Here is a 20,186-nt window from a genome sequence, read left to right on the forward strand (position 1 = left end):
CCGTTCTTGTATACAGACGAAATTTTCTGAAACAAGCTATGTTCTAGGCTTTTTGTTACATCTAGTACACAAAAAGTATTGTATACATGCGCTTAAATACTTGATTTATGCATAAAAAGGGTATATAATACAAGAAGTTTGTAAGTTTATTCACTAATGCATAGCATTATACAGAAATGGGAGGCTATTATAATGAAAAAAGAAGATATTAAGAAAGTAGTTCTGGCTTACTCCGGTGGCCTTGATACATCCGTAATCATCCCCTGGCTGAAAGAGCATTACAACAACTGCGAAGTTATCGCTGCCTGCGCTGACCTTGGCCAAGGCGACGAACTGGAACCCGTTCATGACAAAGCACTGAAAACCGGTGCAAGCAAATGCTACATCATGGACCTGAAAGAAGAATTCATCAGCGACTATGTATGGCCCACCGTTAAAGCCGGCGCTGTATACGAAAAGAAATACCTGCTGGGTACTTCCTTCGCTCGTCCGCTGATTGCTAAAAAATTAGTTGAAATCGCTGAAAAAGAAGGCGCTGATGCTATTGCTCACGGTGCTACCGGCAAAGGCAACGACCAGGTTCGTTTCGAACTGTCCGTAAAGGCTCTGGCTCCGCAACTGGCAATCATTGCTCCGTGGCGTGAGTGGGAGCTGCGCAGCCGTGACCAGGAAATCGACTATGCTGCAGCACATAACATTCCTATCCCTGTATCTCATGACCATGACTACTCCATGGACCGCAACATGTGGCATCTGTCCCATGAAGGCAGCGACCTGGAAGATCCGTGGAATGCACCGAAGGATGAGCTGTTCATCGTTACCAATATTCCTGAAAAAGCTCCTGATAAACCGGAATATGTTGAGCTGGAATACGTTGAAGGCGTGCCAGTAAGTGTTAACGGCGAAAAACTCAGCCCGGCTAAGCTCGTTGAAAAGCTGAATGAAATCGGTATCCGCAATGCTGTTGGTATCACTGATATGGTTGAGGACCGTCTGGTTGGCATGAAATCCCGTGGCGTTTACGAAAACCCTGCCGGCGCTATCATCTACTACGGCCACAACGATCTGGAAAACCTTTGCCTGGACCGTGCAACCCAATCCTTCAAACAACAGGTTTCCATCCGTTATTCCGAGCTGGTTTACGATGGCATGTGGTTCAGCCCGCTGCGTGAGGCTCTGGATGCTTTCGTTAACGAAACTCAAAAAACCGTTACCGGTACTGTTCGCATGAAACTTTATAAAGGCAACATCTACAGTGCAGGCGTTAAATCCCCGTACTCCCTGTACAGCCAGGAATATGTAACCTTCGGCGAAGACGAAGTTTACAACCAGGCAGATGCTACCGGCTTCATCAACCTCTTCGGCCTGCCGCTGAAAGTTAGAGCGCTGATGAAGAAAGGCAACCTGAAATAATGGCCAAGCTTTGGGGCGGTCGTTTCAGTAAGAATACGAACGAATTGGTGGACGCATTTAATGCGTCCATTGATTTTGATAAACGCTTATATCACGAGGATATCCGCGGCAGCATTGCACATGCCGGTATGCTGGCTAAATGCGGTATCATTCCGGCAGAGGACGGGGAGAAAATCATTGCCGGTCTGAAAGACATCCTGGCTGATATTGAAGCAGGCAACTTCCATTTTGACGTTGCGCTGGAGGACATTCATATGAATGTGGAAGCACGTCTGACCGAACGCATCGGCAGCGCCGGCGCTCGTCTGCATACCGCACGCAGCCGTAACGACCAGGTTGCACTCGATATGCATATGTATATGAAGCGTGAGGTTGCCGAAATTGCCGAGCTTTTGCTCAAATTTGAGGAAGCTCTTTTAACAGTTGCCAAAAAGCACGAAAAAACTCTGATGCCGGGTTATACCCATTTGCAGCGTGCGCAGCCGATTACCTTTGCTCATCATATGCTGGCATATTTCAATATGCTGCAGCGTGACTTCCGCCGCCTGCTGGGCGTTTGGGAAGGCGCTGACATGATGCCGCTGGGTGCCGGTGCGATTGCAGGCACTACATTCCCCATCGACCGCTTTATGGTTGCGGAGGAGCTGAACTTCGGCACAGTTTATCCGAACAGCATGGACGCAGTAAGCGACCGTGACTATATCATTGAATTCCTTTCCTTTGCTTCTACCCTCATGATGCACATGAGCCGTCTGAGCGAGGAAATCTGCCTCTGGAGCAGCACCGAATTCGGCTTTGTGGAGCTGGACGATGCTTTTGCCACCGGCTCTTCCATGATGCCGCAGAAGAAGAACCCTGATATTTCCGAGCTGGTACGCGGTAAAACCGGCCGTGTGTATGGTCATCTGATGGCTATGCTGACTACGGCGAAGGGCCTGCCGCTGACCTATAACAAGGACCTGCAGGAGGATAAGGAAGGATTCTTCGACGCTATCGACACCGTTAAATTCACGCTGGCTGTTTATCGTGATATGATTCTGACGATGACGGTTAATGTGGACAAGATGGCGCAGGCAGTGAGCAAGGATTTCTCCAATGCCACCGACCTGGCAGACTATCTGGTACGTAAGGGACTGCCCTTCCGTCAGGCACATGAGGTTGTCGGCAAATGCGTTGCCTATGCTATTCATCAGGGCAAATTCCTGCCGGAGATTTCTCTGGAGGAATACAAGCAGTTCTCCGATCTCTTCGAGAGCGATTTGCTGGTAGCTCTGAAACCAGAGCATTGCGTAGAAGCACGTAAATCCTACGGTGGCCCTGCTTTCTCCGAAAACGAGAAGCAGTTCGCTATCGGCGACAAGGTGCTGGCAGTGCAGCAGGCTAAGCTGGAGGAGCTGCAAAGCAAGCTGTAAAAATTTAATAGAGCAAAATTATAGAGGCTGTCACGAAAGTGGCAGCCTCTTTGCTTGTAGTGCAGGGGTTAGTAAAAAAATATTGACAAATTCTGATGGAAAATATAAAATTATACTGAAATTAAATTCAGTGAAACTGAATTCAGTATAAACGGAGGTTACAGGATGTTTGTCGGTAGAGAAGCAGAGTTACAGCAATTAACAGAAGTTTTTGCTCAGCCAGGTAAGCAGGCAGTGATGCTTTATGGCAGGCGCAGAGTTGGTAAAAGTACGCTAATTTTAGAAGCTATAAAGAATATAGCTTGCAAAGTTATTTATTATGAGTGTCTCATGACTTCTCTAGAAGATAATTTAAGAAGTCTTGAGGCGAAGGTTAAGGCTTGCTATAATAATAAATTTTTACATTTTGTCGATTTCGAGGAGCTGTTTGAATTTTTGGGGTCGCAGCAGGAAAAAGTCGTCATTATTATTGATGAATATACATATTTGAAGAAAACAAGTGACGCTCATTACATAGATTCGCTGTTTCAGAGAATTGTTGACAGCTTAAAAAATAATATAGATCTTGTACTGCTTGGTTCATATGTTGGCATGATGAAAGAATTGCTTCAACAAGAAAATCCGCTGTTTGGCAGATTTTCTTTAATTCTGCATATCAGGCCTTTTGATTATTATGATGCATCTTTATTTTATGCAGAGCTTTCAGCTTCTGCAAAACCAGCATTATATGCAGTGTTTGGTGGCAGTCCATTTGTTAATGTACTTATTGATGAGGAAGAGAATTTAGAGGGTAATATTGAACGATTGCTGCTCAATGCAAATAGTCCTGTCAGCATCTATATGGAATATATTTTATTGGCGGAGCTATCTAAGGTGGCGAATGCTAATATGATTTTGTCTGCTTTGGCTAATGGCAAGAAAAGGTATGGAGAAATTGAACAGCTGATTTCCGGCAATTCCAATGGCAGCTTAGACAAGCAATTGAAAAATTTATTGGAGATGGAGATTATTCAAAAGATTTATCCGATTAACAAGAAAAATGATAAGAAAAAGACTTTCTATGAGATTAGTGATAATCTGGTGCGTTTTTATTATGCCTATATCTATAATAAGCGTGATGTTATTGCAAGAATCGGTACTAAAAATTTTTATGAGCTGTATATAAAGAGCAGCATCAAGACATTTATTTCGCACCGGTATGAAGCCATTGTCAGAGAGTATTTTTCCAGACAGTTGCGAGAAGGCAAAAGGTCAGATGTGTATGATATCGGAACTTTTTGGTATGATATGCCTAAGGAAAGACGTAGCGGCGAATTTGATTGTGTTTTAGAGCTGAAGAATGGTTATGCATTTTATGAAGTGAAGTATTACGATAAGACTTTTTCGAGGGCGGAGGCAGAGGCTGAAGTGCAGCAGCTGAAAAATGTGTTGAGCTTTATGGAGGTTAGCAGGCTTGGTTTTGTGGCTCTATCTGGTTTTGACTTTACCAGTTCTGAGTATGAGCTCATCAGTGGAGCAGAGCTGTACAAGTATAATTGACATAATCAAACGAGCACTACTTGCAGGGTATGCAGGTAGTGCTCGTTTCGCGTTATAGAAATGTGTAAAATTGGGTTTGACGCTACAGGACACCCCAATTTATCTTATTTGAAGAACATAGCGTAATAGCCGTTGAAGAAGATGTACAGGACAATCAGCGGCAGAATGTAGGTTGCATAGAAGCGCATCCATTTCGGGAAGCCTATGCCCTTGCCGGTATCAACCTCTTCAATGAATTTGTTCCAGCCCCAGCCGTAGCGGGTAGTGCAGAAGGCCAGGAAGATGAGGCTGCCCAGAGGCAGGATATTGTTGCTGACGAGGAAGTCTTCCAGATCCAGCACGCAGGTGCCTTTGCCCAGAGGCTCAAAGCCGCTCCAGATATTGAAGCCGAAAACGCAGGGCAGGGACAGCAGAATCATGCCGATAACAGCAAAGGGGATGAGGCGACGGCGGTCACCGCCGGTCAGCTCGCAGATGCTGGAGATAATCATTTCGAATACGGCAATAACAGTGGACATTGCCGCAAAGAGCATGAAGAGGAAGAAGAGGGTGCCCCAGATACGTCCGCCGTTCATAGCGTTGAAGACGTTGGGCAGGGTGATGAAGAGCAGGTTCGGGCCTGCATCCGGCTGGATACCAAAGCTGAAGCATGCCGGGAAGATAATCAGACCGGCAACGATTGCTACGAAGGTATCGAGGAACATAATCCACAGAGCTTCGTTGGTGAGCTTCTGCTCCTTGCCGATGTAGCTGCCGAAGATGGACAGAGAGCCCATGCCGATGCTCAGTGTGAAGAAGGCCTGGCCCATAGCGGCGAATATTACCTCGCGTACACCGTGCTCGGCAATTTTGCTGAAATCAGGGTAGAGGTAATACTTGAGGCCGGCTTCACTGCCCGGAAGCAGCATGGAGTTGGCGGCCAGCACAACCATCAGCACGATGAGGAAGGCCATCATAACCTTGGTGATGCGTTCAACGCCGTTGCGTACACCCATGTAGCAGACGCCGAAGCAGAGCATTATGATGATTGCCATGTTGCCGGCCATAGTTGCGGGGTCCTGCAGCAGAGCGCCGAAAACGCCTTTGATGCCTTGTGCGTCAAGACCGGAAAGGTCACCGACAGCCATTTTATAGAGGAAATAGAGCATCCAGCCGCTGACGGTGGTGTAGAACATCATCAGGATGATGTTGCCGGCAATAGTTACATATTTGAACAGATGCCACTTAGTTCCCTTCGGCTCCAATGTGTCGAAGGATTTTGCCGGACTGCGTCTGCTGGCGCGGCCGACAGCGAATTCCGCTACCATGATGGGCAGGCCTAACAGCAGCAGGAAGCACAGGTAGATGAGCACAAAGGATGCGCCGCCATATTGACCTGTGACGAAAGGAAAGCGCCAGACGTTGCCTAAACCAATGGCACAGCCGGCAGAAATCAGGATAAATCCCAAGCGTGAAGAGAAGCTCTCACGTTCCATAATACATATCGTCTCCCTTACTAATACAATAATAGTATATAGTATAAGCTATTATCCGGTTTTTAGCAAGCTAAAGAGAAATAAATGCTCTCGCAGGCTGCGGTAACGGCGAATTTGATATAGGCCGGGCAGGAATATTAAATATAACAAATCGTTATAACATTTAACTTGACTATCGGCAGAGCCTATTTTATAATAGCCTCACACACAGAGATAGGTTTTGTGTGTAGAGGAGAATTAAAATGGAGAAAAAATATCTAATTATTTTGAGTACTGTCATTTTATCTTTATGCGGTGCTGCCAGCCTGGTTTACTATGATGCTCTTTTGAGAGCCTAGTTAAATTTAAGCGGCGGCAACTTACATCCGGCAATCGCAGCTGCAGGACATTATCAGAAATATAAAATGTCTGCAGGATTACCCCACCCGGATGCCAATAATAATTACAAGGCGTAAGCAACGGAGCTTACGTCTTTTTTTCTGCCCGCAAACGCTTGCGGATGTGTTGGTATATAATTATAGCAAGGAATTTTCTTCGCACGGAGTTTGGCAACATGATATAATATAATTAATATAGACTGTCTGTTATTAGCTTGGTGAACGTAAATATAGTATAGGTTAAAAGAATACGCATTGACACTCTGGTTTAAACGAAGGAGGGATGAAGCAATGCTGTTAGGTATTGATGTAGGCGGAACCTTTACGGATGCCGTAGTGCTGCGGCAGGGCGAGGTGGTGGCGCAGGCCAAACGCGCGACGACGCATGACGATGTGCTGCAGTGCGTGCTGGCGGCGCTGGATGCGGTGCTGCAGCCGGGAATGGCGCAGCAGCTGGAGCGTGTCGTAATATCCAGCACTATCGTGACCAACGCTTTGACCGAGGGCAGCCTGCCGCCGGCGTTTTTGGCGATTATCGCCGGACCGGGCATGAACGTCAAGGGACATCTGCCGGTGACACCGTATTATCTGTCGGGTTATGTGGACCATCGCGGCAAGATTACGGCTAATATCGATTGGAGCAGACATCAGGAGCTGCTGCGGCGCAAGGGCAGCGGTGTGTGTGCGGTGAGCGGCAAGTTTTCCGTGCGTAACCCGCAGCTGGAATATCAGGCGGAGCATGAGCTGAAAAAATGCGGCTACAGCAAGGTGTTTTTGGGCAGCGAGCTGAGCGGTGAGCTGAACTTTGTGCGCCGCAGCAATTCTGCGTATTTTTCCGCGCAGGTATATGAGCTTTTCACCCGCTTCTGCAAACGTATCGAGCGTGCCTTGGCAGAGCGCGACATCAGCGCTCCGGTGCATATCCTGAAGGCGGACGGCGGGACGCTGCCGCTAGAGGCAGCCTTGCAACAGCCGGTGGAGGCTGTGTTTACCGGTCCTGCTGCTTCCGTACTGGGCATAGAGGCGCTGTGTGCTCCCAAAGTGAACAGCATCTCGCTGGATGTGGGCGGCACTACTACCGACATTGCCTTCTGGGAGAACGGCCTGCCGCTGATGGCCCGCAAGGGTGCGACGGTTGCCGGTTATCCTACGGCAGTACGCGCCTTTCATATGCGCAGCATCGGCATCGGCGGCGACAGCAGACTGCATAAGACGGAAAACGGTTATGTTGTCGGCCCCGAGCGCGAAGGTCCCGCTGCCGCTGTCGGCGGCAGCATAGCGACGCTGAGCGATGCGCTGATTACGGCGGGTTATGTGCATTTCGGTGATGAGGAGCGGGCGCAGGCGGCGATTGCCGCTCTGGGCGGCGAACCGCAGACGGAAGCACGCAGGATTGTGGCTGCCGCTGTTGGGCAGATTAAAACAACGATTCGGGAAATGCTGGACGAATGGGCCAAGCAGCCTGTATATACGGTTAACGATGTTATCAAGGGCACGGAATTTATTCCGCAGCAGCTGATTGGCGTCGGCGGCGGCGCACCGGGCTTAATCAGGGCGCTGGGCGAGGCTATGGCACTGCCGGTGGATATTCCTGCCGGAGCGATGGTGGCGAACGCTATCGGCGCAGCAGTAGCAAGGCCGACGCTGAGCGCAGGACTCAGAGCGGACACTACCGACGGCTATTATATTATTCCTGAGGGCGGAAAACGCGAAAGCCTGCCGCGACGCTTCAGCAAGCAGGCGGCAGAGGAGCTGCTCGCAAGCTGGCTGCGGGAGCAGACGGCGCAGTGGCAGCTTCCGGACCAGGAAACGGAGCTTATCAGCTACGAGCATTTTCATACAGTACATGGTTATTACGAAACCGGCGATATCTACAGCCTGCGTATGCAGCTGAAGCCGGGAATTCTCTATAAGGTTAGCGGCAGGGAGGTGAGCTTCTGATGGCAAAGAATACCTTGGGATTAGTATTTTTCCCTGCGTTTGACTGGATGATCAGCCCCGGTCACCCCGAACGGCAGGAGCGCTTATTATATACGCGCGACCAGCTGGAGGAGGAGGGCCTCTTTGACTGCGAGGAGATTAAGGAGTATCGTCCACGTCTTGCTGAAATTGAGGATCTGCAGCGCGCGCATGTAGGTGTGCCGGCGATTGCACGTCTGATTACGCCGGCGCACCTGACCTCTGCGGGAGGCTGCCTGGCGGCGGCTGACGCCGTAATGCAGCGGGAGGTGCAGCGTGCCTTTGCTCTCGTGCGTCCGCCGGGACACCACGCTATGCGTGTGGTACACGGAATCCGTGGTTTTTGTACTATTAATATTGAAGCAATAATGGTAGAATATTTACGTAGCAGGTATAATATCCGTAGGATTGCTGTTGTAGATACCGACGTGCATCACGGCGATGGTTCGCAGGATGTGTTCTACCACGATCCAGATACACTGTATATCTCCTTCCATCAGGACGGGCGTACCTTGTATCCGGGCACAGGCTTTCCTAATGAAGCAGGCAGTCCGGCGGCTTGGGGCACGAACATCAATCTGCCGTTGCTGCCGGGAACAGGTGACGAAGGACTGCACCGCCTGTATGACGGCTTAATTACGCATATTCTGGAGGACTTTCAGCCGGAGCTGATTATCAACAGCGCCGGACAGGATAACCATTTCAGCGACCCGCTGGCTTCCATGCAGGTGACGGCACAGGGCTATGCGCGTCTGGCGGATAAGCTGCAGGCGGATATTGCGGTGCTGGAGGGCGGTTATTCGATTGAAAGCGCCCTGCCTTATGTCAACACCGGTATTATTCTGGCGATGGCAGGCATGGATTACAGCAAGGTGGTGGAGCCTGATCTGCGCGGACTGCGACCGCAGGATGAGCGCTGCAATAAGCGCGTAGACCAGCTTATTGCCGAGGTAGGCGATTTGTACTTCAAGCGTGAGCGCACGAGCAAGGAATTGCTGGCGAAATGCGGCAATATTTGGCAGCGCAGCAAGCATATCTACTACGATGAGGAGGGTATCCGCGAGGAGCAGGTGGAAAGCGTGCATTATTGCGAACGCAAGGCCTGCCGCGGTTATTTTACCCTGCAGACGGCGGCCGAAGGGACGCGCTTTGGCGACCAGAGCGCTTTCATTACCTGCCTGACGCGCGAAATCTGTCCGCATTGCCGGCAAAAGGCCTACGATGCAGCGCTGGCAGAAAAGAAGCGCGGCCGCTGGCAGTATGTGCTGGTGCAGGATATTGCCACAGGCACAGTAGAAAATCTATAAATAATAAGCATTAGGACGCTGCCAAATAAATATGCGTTTTAAGCTAAGAATCGAGGTTAAATAATGATTAATGAATTGGTTGTAGCTACCCATAATCAGGGCAAGGTGGAAGAGTTTAAGTCTTTAATGAAGGATTTGCCGATTGAAATCAAATATCTGGCAGATTTTGATGCAGTAGAAGCACCGGCGGAAACAGGCCGCACCTTTGCTGCCAATGCCCGCCAAAAGGCTACCTATTATGCAAAGAAGCTGGGCAAGCCCTGCATCGCCGATGATTCCGGCCTGGAGGTTCAGGCGTTGGACGGTGCTCCCGGTGTGCGCAGTGCGCGCTATGCCGGCGAAAAGGCCAGCGACGAGGACAACAACAACCTGCTGCTGCACAACATGAAGTTTCAGGTTAAGCGTACCTGCCGCTTCCGCTGTGCGCTGTGCGTAGCACAACCCGATGGCAAGGTGCTCAATGAGGTAGATGGTATTTGCGACGGTATGCTGCTGCATGAGCCTTTGGGTGAAAACGGCTTCGGCTACGACCCGCTGTTCTGGTCCACCGAGCTGCACAAGGGTATGGCAGAGGCTACCATGCAGGAGAAAAACAAAATCAGTCATCGCGGTAAGGCAATCCGTAAGCTGGTTGCTATCTGGAGCAAAAAGAAATGAGAATAGGCATTACAGGTGATACGCATGGCAGCGCGCAGGCGATTCGCCGCATTCTGCAGCAGACACCGCCTATCGAGCTGTGGCTGCATACAGGCGATTATGCGGCCGACGCCAACCGCCTGCATGATGCGACAGGCATAAAAACCGTGCGTGTGCGCGGCAACTGTGATTTGTTGGATGACGGCAGTAAATTCGATGAATACCTGGAAATAGAAGGCTATAAAATCTGGCTGACGCACGGACACAGATATGTAGAAATAAATGTGCAGGCTGATTTGGGCTATTGGGCCAAGCAGCTGGGGCAGGATATCGTGGTGTTCGGGCATACGCATGTGCCGATGGCCGAGTATTATGCGGAAACGCTGCTGGTGAATCCCGGCAGTCCGTCCCGCCCACGCGGCGGCTCGGAGCCTTGCTTTGCAGTGCTTACGCTGCAGGCGGGGCAGACACCGCAGGTGGAATTCTTCAAGGTCTGATTCTTTGGTTAAGAAAATTTTGCGCAGTAAGCAAAAATCTTTTGACAATTCCTTAAAATGATGTAGGTTACACAGAAAACATCTTGCAAAACAGGGTAGTTTAATATACAATAAGTGTATACTATTTATTGGACGGAGCTAATGATTTTTTAGACAGCTTACGTCGGGAACTTTTGGGAGGAAAAAAAGATGACAATGACTCTGCGTGAAGAAGCTCTTAAATTACATATGGATAATAATGGCAAAATTGCTGTAGTAAGCAAGGTGCCTATTGCAACCCGTCATGATTTGGCTATTGCCTATACCCCGGGTGTAGCTGAACCCTGCAAGGATATCAAGGAGGACAAAAACCTCTCCTTCGAATATACCTGCCGCGGCAACATGGTTGCTATTATTACCGACGGTACCCGTGTACTCGGTCTGGGCGACATTGGTCCCGAAGCTGCTATGCCGGTAATGGAAGGCAAGGCTGCACTGTTCAAAACCTTCGGCGATGTTGACGCTGTGCCTGTTTGCCTCGATACCAAGGATCCGGACGAATTCATCCGCACCGTTAAGCTGCTGCAGCCTAACTATGCAGGTGTTAACCTGGAGGATATTTCCTCTCCCAAATGCTATGAAATCGAAGATAAGCTGAAAGAAATCTGCGATATTCCTGTATTCCACGATGACCAGCATGGCACCGCTATTGCCTGCCTGTCTGCTGTACTGGGCGCACTGCGCTTTGTTAAAAAAGACATTGCTACCGCTAAATTCGTTGTCAACGGCTGCGGTGCTGCCGGCAGTGCTATCGGCCGTCTGCTGGTAAACATGGGCGCACAAAATGTAATCATGGTTGACCGCTTCGGCGCTCTGTACGAAGGCATCGACGCTAAGCTGGACCGCATCCAAAGCTATCTGGCTACCGTAACCAATAAAGAGCATAAGCAGGGTACTCTTGCTGATGTTGCCAAGGGTGCGGACGTTATGATCGGTGCTTCCGCTCCGAACGTATTCACCAAAGAAATTATGCAGAGCATGGCTGACAAGGCTATTGTTTTTGCTTTGGCTAACCCTGTTCCGGAAACCAGCTATGATGCTGCTAAGGAAGCAGGCGTTGCAGTTGCCGGCACCGGCCGCAGCGACAGACCGAACCAGGTAAACAACGTAACCGTATTCCCTGGCGTATTCCGCGGTGCTATTGATGTACGCGCACGCGCTATCACCGAGGATATGAAGGTTGCCGCTGTTTATGCTATTGCCGACCTGATTGACGAAAAAGACCTGCGTGAGGACTATGTAGTACCTGACGCTTTTGATCCGCGTGTTGCTCCGGCGGTTGCTGCCGCTGTTGCTAAGGTTGCTATTGAAAAGGGCCTGGCACGCAAAATTGTAGATCCTGAGGTTGTAAGAGCCAATACTGCTAAACGCATCGGCCGTTAAGCCGCAGTATACAAATATTATTCTCACAATGACAATGTGAGCTTAGGAGGATGAAAACATGAGAGAAATAAAGGTTAGTGAAGTCACTGATGTTATTGCCAAGCTGTGCATGGATTCCTGCTACTATCTCCCGCAGGAGATGATGGACAAGATTAGAAATGCCGCTGTTGAAGAAGAATCTCCTTTGGGCAGGGAAATCCTTGCTACCTTGATTGAGAACTTCGAGCTGGCTAAGAAAAAAGCTGTTCCTCTGTGTCAGGATACTGGTCTGACCGTAGTATTCCTGGAAATCGGCCAGGAAGTACATTTCGTTGACGGCGATTTGTATACTGCCATTCATGCAGGCGTAGCAAAGGGCTACACTGAAGGCTATCTGCGTAAATCCTCTGTAGGCGACCCGGTATTTGATCGTAAAAATTCCGGTGATAATACTCCGGCAATCATCCACACCAAGATTGTTCCCGGTGAAAAGGTTAAAATTATCGTTTGCCCCAAAGGCTGCGGCAGCGAAAACATGGGCGCTTTGAAAATGCTGAAGCCGGCAGACGGTGTTGAAGGCATCAAAAAATTTGTTGTTGATACCGTGCGTGCAGCAGGCCCGAACCCCTGCCCGCCGATTACCGTCGGCGTAGGCATCGGCGGCAATATGGAGCGTGCCGCTATTTTGGCAAAATACGCTCTTACACGTACCGTAGGCGAGCACAACAAGGATGAGCGCTATGCGGCACTGGAGGACGAGCTGCTGGAGCTGGTAAACAAGACCGGCGTAGGTCCTTCCGGCTTAGGCGGCAGCACTACCGCTTTGGCTGTAAATGTTGAATTTACCCATACCCATATCGGTGGTATGCCCTGTGCTGTAAACCTCAACTGCCACCAGGCACGTAAGGCTGAAGCAGAAATTTAAAGGAGGCGCCTGAAGATGAGTGAAGAAGCTGTAATCAAATATATCAATGCTCCGCTGACCGAAGAAACTGTCAAAGACCTGCATGCAGGCGACGTTGTACGCATCAGCGGTTATATCTACACTGCACGCGACGCTGCTCACAAGCGTTTGTATGAAGCGCTGGAGCGCGGCGAAAAGCTGCCTTTGGACCTGACCGATAATGTTATTTATTACGTTGGTCCTACTCCTGCCAAACCGGGCGAGGTTGTCGGCAGTGCCGGCCCTACCACCAGCGGCCGTATGGACAAATACACTCCGACCATGATCGAGCAGGGCATGCGCGGCATGATCGGCAAAGGTCTGCGCAGCCAGGAGGTTATTGATGCCTGCGCGAAGCATGGCGCTGTTTATTTCGTTGCTGTAGGCGGTGCTGCTGCTGTTATCACCCAATCCATCAAGAGCGAAACCATGATTGCTTACGAGGACCTGGGACCGGAAGCTATCCGCAGATACGAGGTTAAGGATTTCCCGGCAATCGTCTGCATCGACAGCGAGGGCAATGACTTCTATAAAGTTGGTATTGCCAAATACAGAAAAGAGTAACATTGTTAACAGATTAAGGGCAGAATTTTCTGCCCTTAATTTTTTTTGCGATTAATGTTGACAAAGACACTAGGATAATATATTATTACTCACATCTTAATAACACGCTCTTATCAAGAGTGGCGGAGGGAACAGGCCCTATGATGCCCGGCAACCAGACAAATGTTATGGTGCTACATCCTGCAAGTGTAATCTTGAAAGATGAGAGGAAGACCAGCTCCTTCCTCAGAAGGAGTTTTTTTCTTAGGCGGATGTTTTGCAAGACGTGTTAAATAAAGAAAGGGAGTAAGAGAAGATGAAAAAATTATTAGTTGCATTACTGGCATTAGTAAGCCTGGCAGTTGTTGCTGCAGGCTGCGGCGGCGGAGACAAAAAGGCAGACAATGGTGCTGACAAAAAGGTTACTTTGAAGGTTGGTGCTACCGCTGTACCGCACGCTGAAATCCTGAACCAGATTAAAGGCACCCTGGCTAAAGAGGGCGTAGACCTGCAGATTATCGAATTCAGCGATTATGTTAAACCGAACCTGGCTTTGAACGACAAGGAGCTGGATGCCAACTTCTTCCAGCATGAGCCTTATCTGGATACCTTCGTTTCCGAGCGCAAGATGAATCTTGTATCCGCAGGCAAGGTACATATCGAGCCGATGGGTATTTATTCCAAGAAAATCAAATCCCTGAATGATATTCCGGAAGGCGCTAAAATCGCTATTCCGAACGACCCGTCCAACGGCGGCCGTGCGTTGGCTTTGCTGCAAAGCGCTAAGCTGCTGAAGCTGAAGGATGGCGTTGGCGTTAAGGCTACCGTAGGCGATATTGTTGGCAACGACAAGAAGCTGAAGATTGTGGAAATCGAAGCTGCTCTGCTGCCGCGTTCCATGGATGATACCGATTTGTCCGTTATCAACTCCAACTTCGCTATGGAAGCTAAGCTGAATCCGGTGAAGGATTCTCTGTTCACCGAGCCGAAGGAATCTCCGTATGCTAACATCGTTGCTGTTCGCAAGGGCGACGAAAACCGTCCGGAAATCCAGAAGCTGATGAATGCTCTGCGTTCTCCCGAAGTTAAGAAGTTCATCGAGGATAAATACAAAGGCGCTGTTGTTGCAGCGTTCTAACCAAAGCAAAACTGCTGTCGCATGTCAAAGTGCGACAGCTTTTTTATGTAGCAAATTTTTGTTGCCGATGCAGGTGTAATAATGATACAATTATAAAAAAGACGGAAAACGGTTTACTGCTGCGGAAAGGGGGAGCTTAGCATATGACGGAAGCTTTAAAACTGCCTGTGGGAATAGAAGATTTTGCGGAAATTCGTCAGGCGGGTTTTTATTATGTTGATAAAACAAAATTCATTGAACAGCTGCTGGACGGCTGGGGCAAGGTTAATTTGTTTACAAGACCGCGGCGCTTCGGCAAGACGCTGAATATGAGTATGCTGCGCTATTTCTTCGAGATAGGAGCAGCTGCTTCGTTGTTTGACGGCCTGCAGATTGCCAAAAACAAGAAGCTGTGCGAGGAGTATCAGGGGAAATATCCGGTAATTTTTCTTTCCTTTAAGAATGTAGAAGGACTTACCTTTGCCGATGCGCAGTATCGTTTGGCTGAGCTGATTGCCGGAGAAGCGGAGCGCTTTGCTTTTTTAGCGCAGAGCGATAAGCTGACGGAAAATGAGCGAAGCTTATATTGCGGATTGACGGCGGTGCGCGAGGGACGTTATGCGTTGGCAGATGAAGTCTTGGTTTCTGCCTTGCAGCTTTTATCGAAGCTTTTATCTAAGCATTACGGACAAAAAACGGTTATCCTGCTTGATGAATATGATGTGCCTTTGGACAAGGCTTTTCAGAACGGCTATTATAAGGAAATGGTGTCACTTATCCGCGGTATGCTCGGCCAGTCCTTGAAGACTAACGAGTTTCTGCAGTTTGCTGTGTTGACGGGCTGCCTGCGTGTTTCTAAAGAAAGCATTTTTACCGGCCTGAATAATTTTAAGGTGCTTTCGATTACCGATAACCGCTTTGATGAACAGTTTGGCTTTACGGATGCTGAGGTAGAGCAGCTTTTGGCGGCTTATAATCTGGCAGACCATCTTGAGGAAACCAAGGCGTGGTATGACGGTTATCGCTTCGGTGATGCGGATGTTTATTGTCCGTGGGATGTTATCAACCATGTTGATGTGCTGCGCAGCAATCCGTCGGCAAAACCGCAGGCTTATTGGATAAATACCAGTGGCAATGCTTTGGTGAAGCTCTTCATAGAGATGGCCGATAAATCGACGCGTGATGAGCTGGAGCGTCTGGTTGCAGGCGAGGCTATAGAAAAGCATATGCGTCTGGAGCTGACCTATGATGAAATAGACAGCAGCATAGATAATCTTTGGAGCGTGCTTTTTACCACCGGTTATCTTACGCAGAAGGGTGTGACAGGGGATGGCGCGTATAAGCTGGTGATCCCCAATCAGGAGATTCGCGAGGTGTACAAGCTGCAGATTCAGGAATGGTTTAAAAAGAAGGTTTTTGCCGACACTGAGCAGCTGCAGAGCTTTTGGCAGGCTTTCGCCATGGGTGACAGCGAGGCGGTGGAGCTGTTTTTGAACAGGACGCTCAGTAATTCCATCAGCGTTTTTGATGTTAAGGGCAGGGATGAGGAAAGAGAAAACTCCTATCACATGCTTTTGGTAGGCTTGCTAGCAGGAAAGGCAGACTGGCTGGTGCGCTCTAATGTGGAAGCGGGCGAGGGCTTTGCGGATATTATTGTTGAAACAGATGATTTGGATGCCGGCGTAATCGTAGAGCTGAAGTATGCGCAGACGATGACGGCGATGGAGAAAAGCTGTGCGAAGGCGCTGGCGCAGATTCGCGCAAAACGCTACGCAGAGTATCTGCATAATAATGGCAGAGAAAAAGTTTTGCTTTACGGCATAGCCTTCTGCAAGAAAAGGTGCAGAGTTGTGGCAGAAAAGCTGTAGATAGCTTGCAGGCTCGTGGCTTTACCAGAAGGTAAGGCTGTGGGCCTGCTTTTTATTTTTTTGACGCATCCGCCTACAAAATATGCTATACTTAAAGTATCTTATATGAGGAGATGGTACAATGTTTAAAAGAATTTTAGTTGCCGCTATGTTAGCCTTTATTCCAATTAATGTCTGCAGTCCTACCGAAGCAGCGGTGCAGGCGGAAATGTCAGTTGCAAATAATCAGGTATCCGTACAGCAATCCAAGCAGCTTTTTAACGATGAGAAAAATGCCATTTCTATGCTGATGCCTGCAGGCTTTTTGACTAAAGGTGAGTATACGCCCGATAATGAGAAAATTTTTCAAGTAAACTATTCTAATGTGCAAATGTTTATCTATGTAACTCCTATAGATAAATCTGGTCCTAATTCTGCTAAATTTATAGATGAAGTACTTGCTGAACTGAAGAAGGAAATAGCTACAGAAAAGGATGCTGAGCTTATAGAAAACAAAATCATTAAGCTGGATGGCAGAAAAACACTGCATGTTGTCAGAAAAATTAATGCCCAGCCTAAAACACCTGATTTTATAATGGATAACTATACTCTTTTTACTCCTAATGATATGATTGATTTTCGTTTCAATATTGAGGCTGACTATTATGAAAAATTCAAGGCATCAACCATGAATGAGATGATTGCTTCTATCAAGATTGGTACTAAATGGAAACGTTTTGCTACTCCTGACAATAGGTATAGCTATGAGCTGCCGGAAGATGTGTATAATGCAGGATCTGCCTTTGACCATCAAATGTTAGGTAGTAATGATGATATGATGACGGGCATTATGGTGCAGAAAATAGCTGATAATCCTAAATATTCCTATTATCCGCAATCTCTTGCTAATCTTTCGGCTGCAGAGCAGGCTGATTTAGATAAAAAGATTATTAAGCAGTTAAAATCAGAGGTCAGAACAGCAAGAAATATCAAAAATGAATTTACTGTTGTAAATAATTTACCATGTATTAAAAGCAGCTTTGATGATGTTACCAGTCACAGTATTGCCTATATTTTTATACAGGACGGAAATTACATTTCTTATGACTATATTTTCAATGCCAAGTTGGCTTCTAAACTGGCTCCTGTATTGGAACGCTCGGTAAATTCTATTAAATTTTAATCCCTTGGCTAAAAGTTTAAGTCTTGGAGAAAGTGTATTTTTCTAATGACAGAAATATGCTATACTTAAAGAAAAACTAATCTTAAAATCGTGAGGTAGAATATGCGTAAATATGCAAAATTTTTCGTAACCCCGAAGGGAGAGCGCGCTGCACGCGGCGGTCATCCCTGGGTGTTCGGTGAAGAGGTAACTAAAATCGAAGGCGAGTATGCCAACGGTGATCTGGTGGATGTTGTAACGTCCAAGGGCAAATATTTGGGCACCGGTTTTGTGAACGACCATTCCAAAATCCGTGTGCGCATCATTTCCACCAATACTAATGATAAGTTTGACGAAGCATTTTGGGAGCGCCGCCTGCGCTATGCGCTGGATTACCGTCTGACGGTTATGGGCGAGCGTGATTTTAACTGCTGCCGTCTGATTTTCGGCGAAGCGGATATGTTCCCCGGCCTGACTGTAGACCGCTATAATGATTTGCTGGTAACGCAAACCCTGTCCCTGGGCATTGAAATGCGCAAGCAGATGCTGTTTGAGCTGCTGATTAAAATTCTGCGCGAGATGGGACAGGAAATCCGCGGTCTTTACGAGCGTAACGACGTAAGAATCCGCCTGCTGGAGGGCATGGAGGAGGGTAAGCACTGGTTTGCTACCGATTTGTGCCCCGAACCCGGCGCTGTGACTACCGAGATTGTCGAAAACGGCATCGAGTATACGGTTGATGTAGAAAACGGCCAAAAGACAGGCTTCTTCCTCGACCAGAAGTATAACCGTCAGGCGATTGCCAAGATTGCCAAGGGCAAGCATGTATTGGACTGCTTCACCCACACCGGTTCCTTTGCGCTGAACGCTGCCAAGGGCGGCGCTGCGAGTGTTACCGCTGTTGATATCAGTGCGGAGGCAGTGCAGATGGCGGAGCATAACGCTGCGATTAACAATTGCTCCGATGTTATGCACGGCCTGCAGGCGAATGTTTTTGATTTGCTGAGCGATTTGTTCAACAAGCATTCCCGTGAATATGACTTTATTATTCTGGACCCGCCGGCATTTACCAAATCCGGCAGCACGGTGAAGAATGCGATTCGCGGATATAAGGAAATTAACTTGAAGGCCATGAAGCTGCTGCCGCGCGGCGGTTATCTGGCAACCTGCTCCTGCTCACACTTTATGAAGGAGGAGCTGTTTGTGAAGATGCTGCAGGACGCTGCGCATGACGCCAACGTTTCTCTGCGTCAGATTGAAGCGCGCCAGCAATCTCCGGACCATCCGATTCTGTGGCAGGTGCCGGAAACAAATTATCTCAAATTCTATATCTTCCAGGTAGTATAAAAACTCAGTCTAAAAATATGCTGCTGTTAAGGGGGCGTTATTGTGCAGGCGTTAGAGGGTATTCGTGTGCTTGATTTGTCGCGGCTGTTGCCGGGACCGTATTGTACGATGCTGCTGGCCGATTTCGGCGCGGAGGTTATCAAAATCGAAGAGCCGGGGCGGGGAGATTATGCCCGCAGCTTTCCGCCGTTCCTCAAGGATTTCGGTTACTGGCATCTGCAGCTGAACCGCAATAAAAAGAGCGTAGTGCTCAACCTGAAATCGGAGGCGGGACGCAAGGCGTTTCTGGAGCTGGTGAAAACCGCCGACGTGGTGGTGGAAAGCTATCGTCCGGGTGTACTGACGAAGCTGGGCATTGACTATGCGGCGGCGAAGGCGGTGAATCCGCGAATTATCTACTGTTCGCTGACGGGCTACGGCAAAAAGGGACCGCTAGCCAAGCAGGCCGACCATGATATCGGTTACGTGAGCCTGGCAGGAATTACCGCTATGAGCGGTGAGGCGCAGGGCAAGCCGGCGATTCCGGGCGTGCTGATGGCGGATATGAATGCGTCGATGGCGGCGGGCATGAGCATTATGATTGCACTGCGCCATGCACAGATGACGGGCGAGGGGCAGGAAATAGATATTTCGCTGTATAATGTGGCGATGACGCTGATGCCCGGTGCTGCCAGCCTGTACTTCGGCAGCGGCTTTGTGGCGGAGCGCGGCAACAACTGGCTGACTGGCGCCAACGCCAACTACAATATTTATGCGACGCAGGAAGGGCGCTACCTTGCGGTGGGTTGCCTGGAAAAGAAGTTCTGGAGCAACCTGTGCGCTGTACTGCAGCGCCCCGATATGACGGACCTGATAGATGATGATGCTAACCATGACTACTTAAAGCAGCAGCTGACGCTGGAATTTGCCAAGCACACGCTGCCCGAATGGGAGCAGCTGCTGGAAGGCAGGGATACCTGCGTAACGCCGGTGCTGGATTTTGCCGAGGCGGTGGACGCAGAGCAGACCAAGGCCAACGAGATGGTGCTGAACGTAGAGGATGCAGAGCTTGGCAGCTACCGGCAGCTGGGCTTTGCCATGAAGCTGAGCGAAACGCCGGCCGCACTGCAAAAGCGTGCGCCGCGCTTGGGCGAGGACACCCAGCAGGTGCTGTCGCAGGCTATTGCTGATGAAAAGCTGCTGGCGGAAGCATTGCAGACAAAATAAAAAAT

General features: G+C 48.9%; 16 protein-coding genes and 1 riboswitch. Of the genes, 15 read left to right on the plus strand and 1 reads right to left on the minus strand.

Annotation, left to right across the window (positions count from 1 at the left end):
- The first annotated feature begins 192 nt into the window (after nt 1-192).
- The 3 genes from Q0G26_RS03295 to Q0G26_RS03305 all read left to right on the plus strand — a co-directional run bounded on the left by Q0G26_RS03295 (nt 193) and on the right by Q0G26_RS03305 (nt 4,364).
- Complete coding sequence (locus Q0G26_RS03295; protein ID WP_021720576.1) at nt 193-1,413, plus strand: argininosuccinate synthase; 1,221 nt, start codon at nt 193-195, stop codon at nt 1,411-1,413.
- On the plus strand, nt 1,413-2,825 hold the full coding sequence (gene argH, locus Q0G26_RS03300) for an argininosuccinate lyase (RefSeq protein ID WP_210684692.1): 1,413 nt from the start codon (nt 1,413-1,415) through the stop codon (nt 2,823-2,825). The genes Q0G26_RS03295 and argH overlap by 1 nt, the downstream gene beginning before the upstream one ends.
- Nucleotides 2,826-2,990: 165 nt before the next feature.
- Nucleotides 2,991-4,364, plus strand: a complete 1,374-nt coding sequence (locus tag Q0G26_RS03305) for an ATP-binding protein (RefSeq protein WP_293828570.1) — start codon at nt 2,991-2,993, stop codon at nt 4,362-4,364.
- A 104-nt stretch (nt 4,365-4,468) separates the two neighbouring features.
- Here the strand turns inward: Q0G26_RS03305 and Q0G26_RS03310 are convergent, their stop codons facing one another.
- Entirely contained in the window at nt 4,469-5,839 is a 1,371-nt protein-coding gene (locus tag Q0G26_RS03310; protein WP_293822407.1) for a sodium-dependent transporter, read from the minus strand.
- 668 nt (nt 5,840-6,507) lie between these two features.
- On the opposite strand from Q0G26_RS03310, the gene Q0G26_RS03315 reads away from it, so the two are divergent.
- From Q0G26_RS03315 to Q0G26_RS03370, 12 genes are all read left to right on the plus strand, one after another.
- On the plus strand, nt 6,508-8,157 hold the full coding sequence (locus Q0G26_RS03315) for a hydantoinase/oxoprolinase family protein (RefSeq protein WP_293828572.1): 1,650 nt from the start codon (nt 6,508-6,510) through the stop codon (nt 8,155-8,157).
- Nucleotides 8,157-9,482: a histone deacetylase gene (locus Q0G26_RS03320; RefSeq protein ID WP_293828574.1), complete on the plus strand. Its 1,326-nt coding sequence runs from the start codon at nt 8,157-8,159 to the stop codon at nt 9,480-9,482. The genes Q0G26_RS03315 and Q0G26_RS03320 overlap by 1 nt, the downstream gene beginning before the upstream one ends.
- 63 nt (nt 9,483-9,545) lie before the next feature.
- Nucleotides 9,546-10,139: an XTP/dITP diphosphatase gene (locus Q0G26_RS03325; protein WP_210684688.1), complete on the plus strand. Its 594-nt coding sequence runs from the start codon at nt 9,546-9,548 to the stop codon at nt 10,137-10,139.
- A complete protein-coding gene (locus Q0G26_RS03330; RefSeq protein WP_293828576.1) occupies nt 10,136-10,615 on the plus strand; it encodes a metallophosphoesterase in 480 nt (159 codons plus the stop codon). Before Q0G26_RS03325 ends, Q0G26_RS03330 begins: the two co-directional genes overlap by 4 nt.
- A gap of 195 nt (nt 10,616-10,810) precedes the next feature.
- Nucleotides 10,811-12,037 (plus strand): NADP-dependent malic enzyme, encoded by a 1,227-nt coding sequence (locus tag Q0G26_RS03335; RefSeq protein ID WP_277230098.1) that lies wholly within the window; start codon nt 10,811-10,813, stop codon nt 12,035-12,037.
- 58 nt (nt 12,038-12,095) lie between these two features.
- On the plus strand, nt 12,096-12,941 hold the full coding sequence (locus tag Q0G26_RS03340; RefSeq protein ID WP_009145044.1) for a fumarate hydratase: 846 nt from the start codon (nt 12,096-12,098) through the stop codon (nt 12,939-12,941).
- Between the two features lie 15 nt (nt 12,942-12,956).
- Nucleotides 12,957-13,523, plus strand: a complete 567-nt coding sequence (locus Q0G26_RS03345) for a Fe-S-containing hydro-lyase (RefSeq protein WP_293828578.1) — start codon at nt 12,957-12,959, stop codon at nt 13,521-13,523.
- A 107-nt stretch (nt 13,524-13,630) separates the two neighbouring features.
- Nucleotides 13,631-13,731: riboswitch (SAM riboswitch) on the plus strand.
- Nucleotides 13,732-13,818: 87 nt separating this feature from the next.
- Entirely contained in the window at nt 13,819-14,640 is an 822-nt protein-coding gene (locus Q0G26_RS03350; RefSeq protein WP_276865251.1) for a MetQ/NlpA family ABC transporter substrate-binding protein, read from the plus strand.
- Between the two features lie 143 nt (nt 14,641-14,783).
- Complete coding sequence (locus Q0G26_RS03355; RefSeq protein WP_293828580.1) at nt 14,784-16,487, plus strand: AAA family ATPase; 1,704 nt, start codon at nt 14,784-14,786, stop codon at nt 16,485-16,487.
- A 121-nt stretch (nt 16,488-16,608) separates the two neighbouring features.
- Complete coding sequence (locus Q0G26_RS03360; protein WP_293828583.1) at nt 16,609-17,649, plus strand: hypothetical protein; 1,041 nt, start codon at nt 16,609-16,611, stop codon at nt 17,647-17,649.
- Between the two features lie 102 nt (nt 17,650-17,751).
- Nucleotides 17,752-18,975: a class I SAM-dependent rRNA methyltransferase gene (locus Q0G26_RS03365; RefSeq protein WP_210684686.1), complete on the plus strand. Its 1,224-nt coding sequence runs from the start codon at nt 17,752-17,754 to the stop codon at nt 18,973-18,975.
- 42 nt (nt 18,976-19,017) lie between these two features.
- Complete coding sequence (locus Q0G26_RS03370) at nt 19,018-20,181, plus strand: CoA transferase (RefSeq protein WP_293828585.1); 1,164 nt, start codon at nt 19,018-19,020, stop codon at nt 20,179-20,181.
- Nucleotides 20,182-20,186: the final 5 nt, after the last annotated feature.

Origin of the sequence: uncultured Phascolarctobacterium sp. (assembly GCF_934190775.1) — a bacterium.
Classification (GTDB): domain Bacteria; phylum Bacillota; class Negativicutes; order Acidaminococcales; family Acidaminococcaceae; genus Phascolarctobacterium_A.

Coding starts and splice junctions, on each gene's coding strand:
- argH (WP_210684692.1), top strand. CDS start 1,413: ATGGCCAAGCTTTGGGGCGGTCGTTTCAGTAAGAATACGAACGAATTG.
- Q0G26_RS03365 (WP_210684686.1), top strand. CDS start 17,752: ATGCGTAAATATGCAAAATTTTTCGTAACCCCGAAGGGAGAGCGCGCT.
- Q0G26_RS03355 (WP_293828580.1), top strand. CDS start 14,784: ATGACGGAAGCTTTAAAACTGCCTGTGGGAATAGAAGATTTTGCGGAA.
- Q0G26_RS03315 (WP_293828572.1), top strand. CDS start 6,508: ATGCTGTTAGGTATTGATGTAGGCGGAACCTTTACGGATGCCGTAGTG.
- Q0G26_RS03295 (WP_021720576.1), top strand. CDS start 193: ATGAAAAAAGAAGATATTAAGAAAGTAGTTCTGGCTTACTCCGGTGGC.
- Q0G26_RS03350 (WP_276865251.1), top strand. CDS start 13,819: ATGAAAAAATTATTAGTTGCATTACTGGCATTAGTAAGCCTGGCAGTT.
- Q0G26_RS03320 (WP_293828574.1), top strand. CDS start 8,157: ATGGCAAAGAATACCTTGGGATTAGTATTTTTCCCTGCGTTTGACTGG.
- Q0G26_RS03345 (WP_293828578.1), top strand. CDS start 12,957: ATGAGTGAAGAAGCTGTAATCAAATATATCAATGCTCCGCTGACCGAA.
- Q0G26_RS03305 (WP_293828570.1), top strand. CDS start 2,991: ATGTTTGTCGGTAGAGAAGCAGAGTTACAGCAATTAACAGAAGTTTTT.
- Q0G26_RS03360 (WP_293828583.1), top strand. CDS start 16,609: ATGTTTAAAAGAATTTTAGTTGCCGCTATGTTAGCCTTTATTCCAATT.
- Q0G26_RS03335 (WP_277230098.1), top strand. CDS start 10,811: ATGACTCTGCGTGAAGAAGCTCTTAAATTACATATGGATAATAATGGC.
- Q0G26_RS03330 (WP_293828576.1), top strand. CDS start 10,136: ATGAGAATAGGCATTACAGGTGATACGCATGGCAGCGCGCAGGCGATT.
- Q0G26_RS03325 (WP_210684688.1), top strand. CDS start 9,546: ATGATTAATGAATTGGTTGTAGCTACCCATAATCAGGGCAAGGTGGAA.
- Q0G26_RS03310 (WP_293822407.1), bottom strand. CDS start 5,839: ATGGAACGTGAGAGCTTCTCTTCACGCTTGGGATTTATCCTGATTTCT.
- Q0G26_RS03340 (WP_009145044.1), top strand. CDS start 12,096: ATGAGAGAAATAAAGGTTAGTGAAGTCACTGATGTTATTGCCAAGCTG.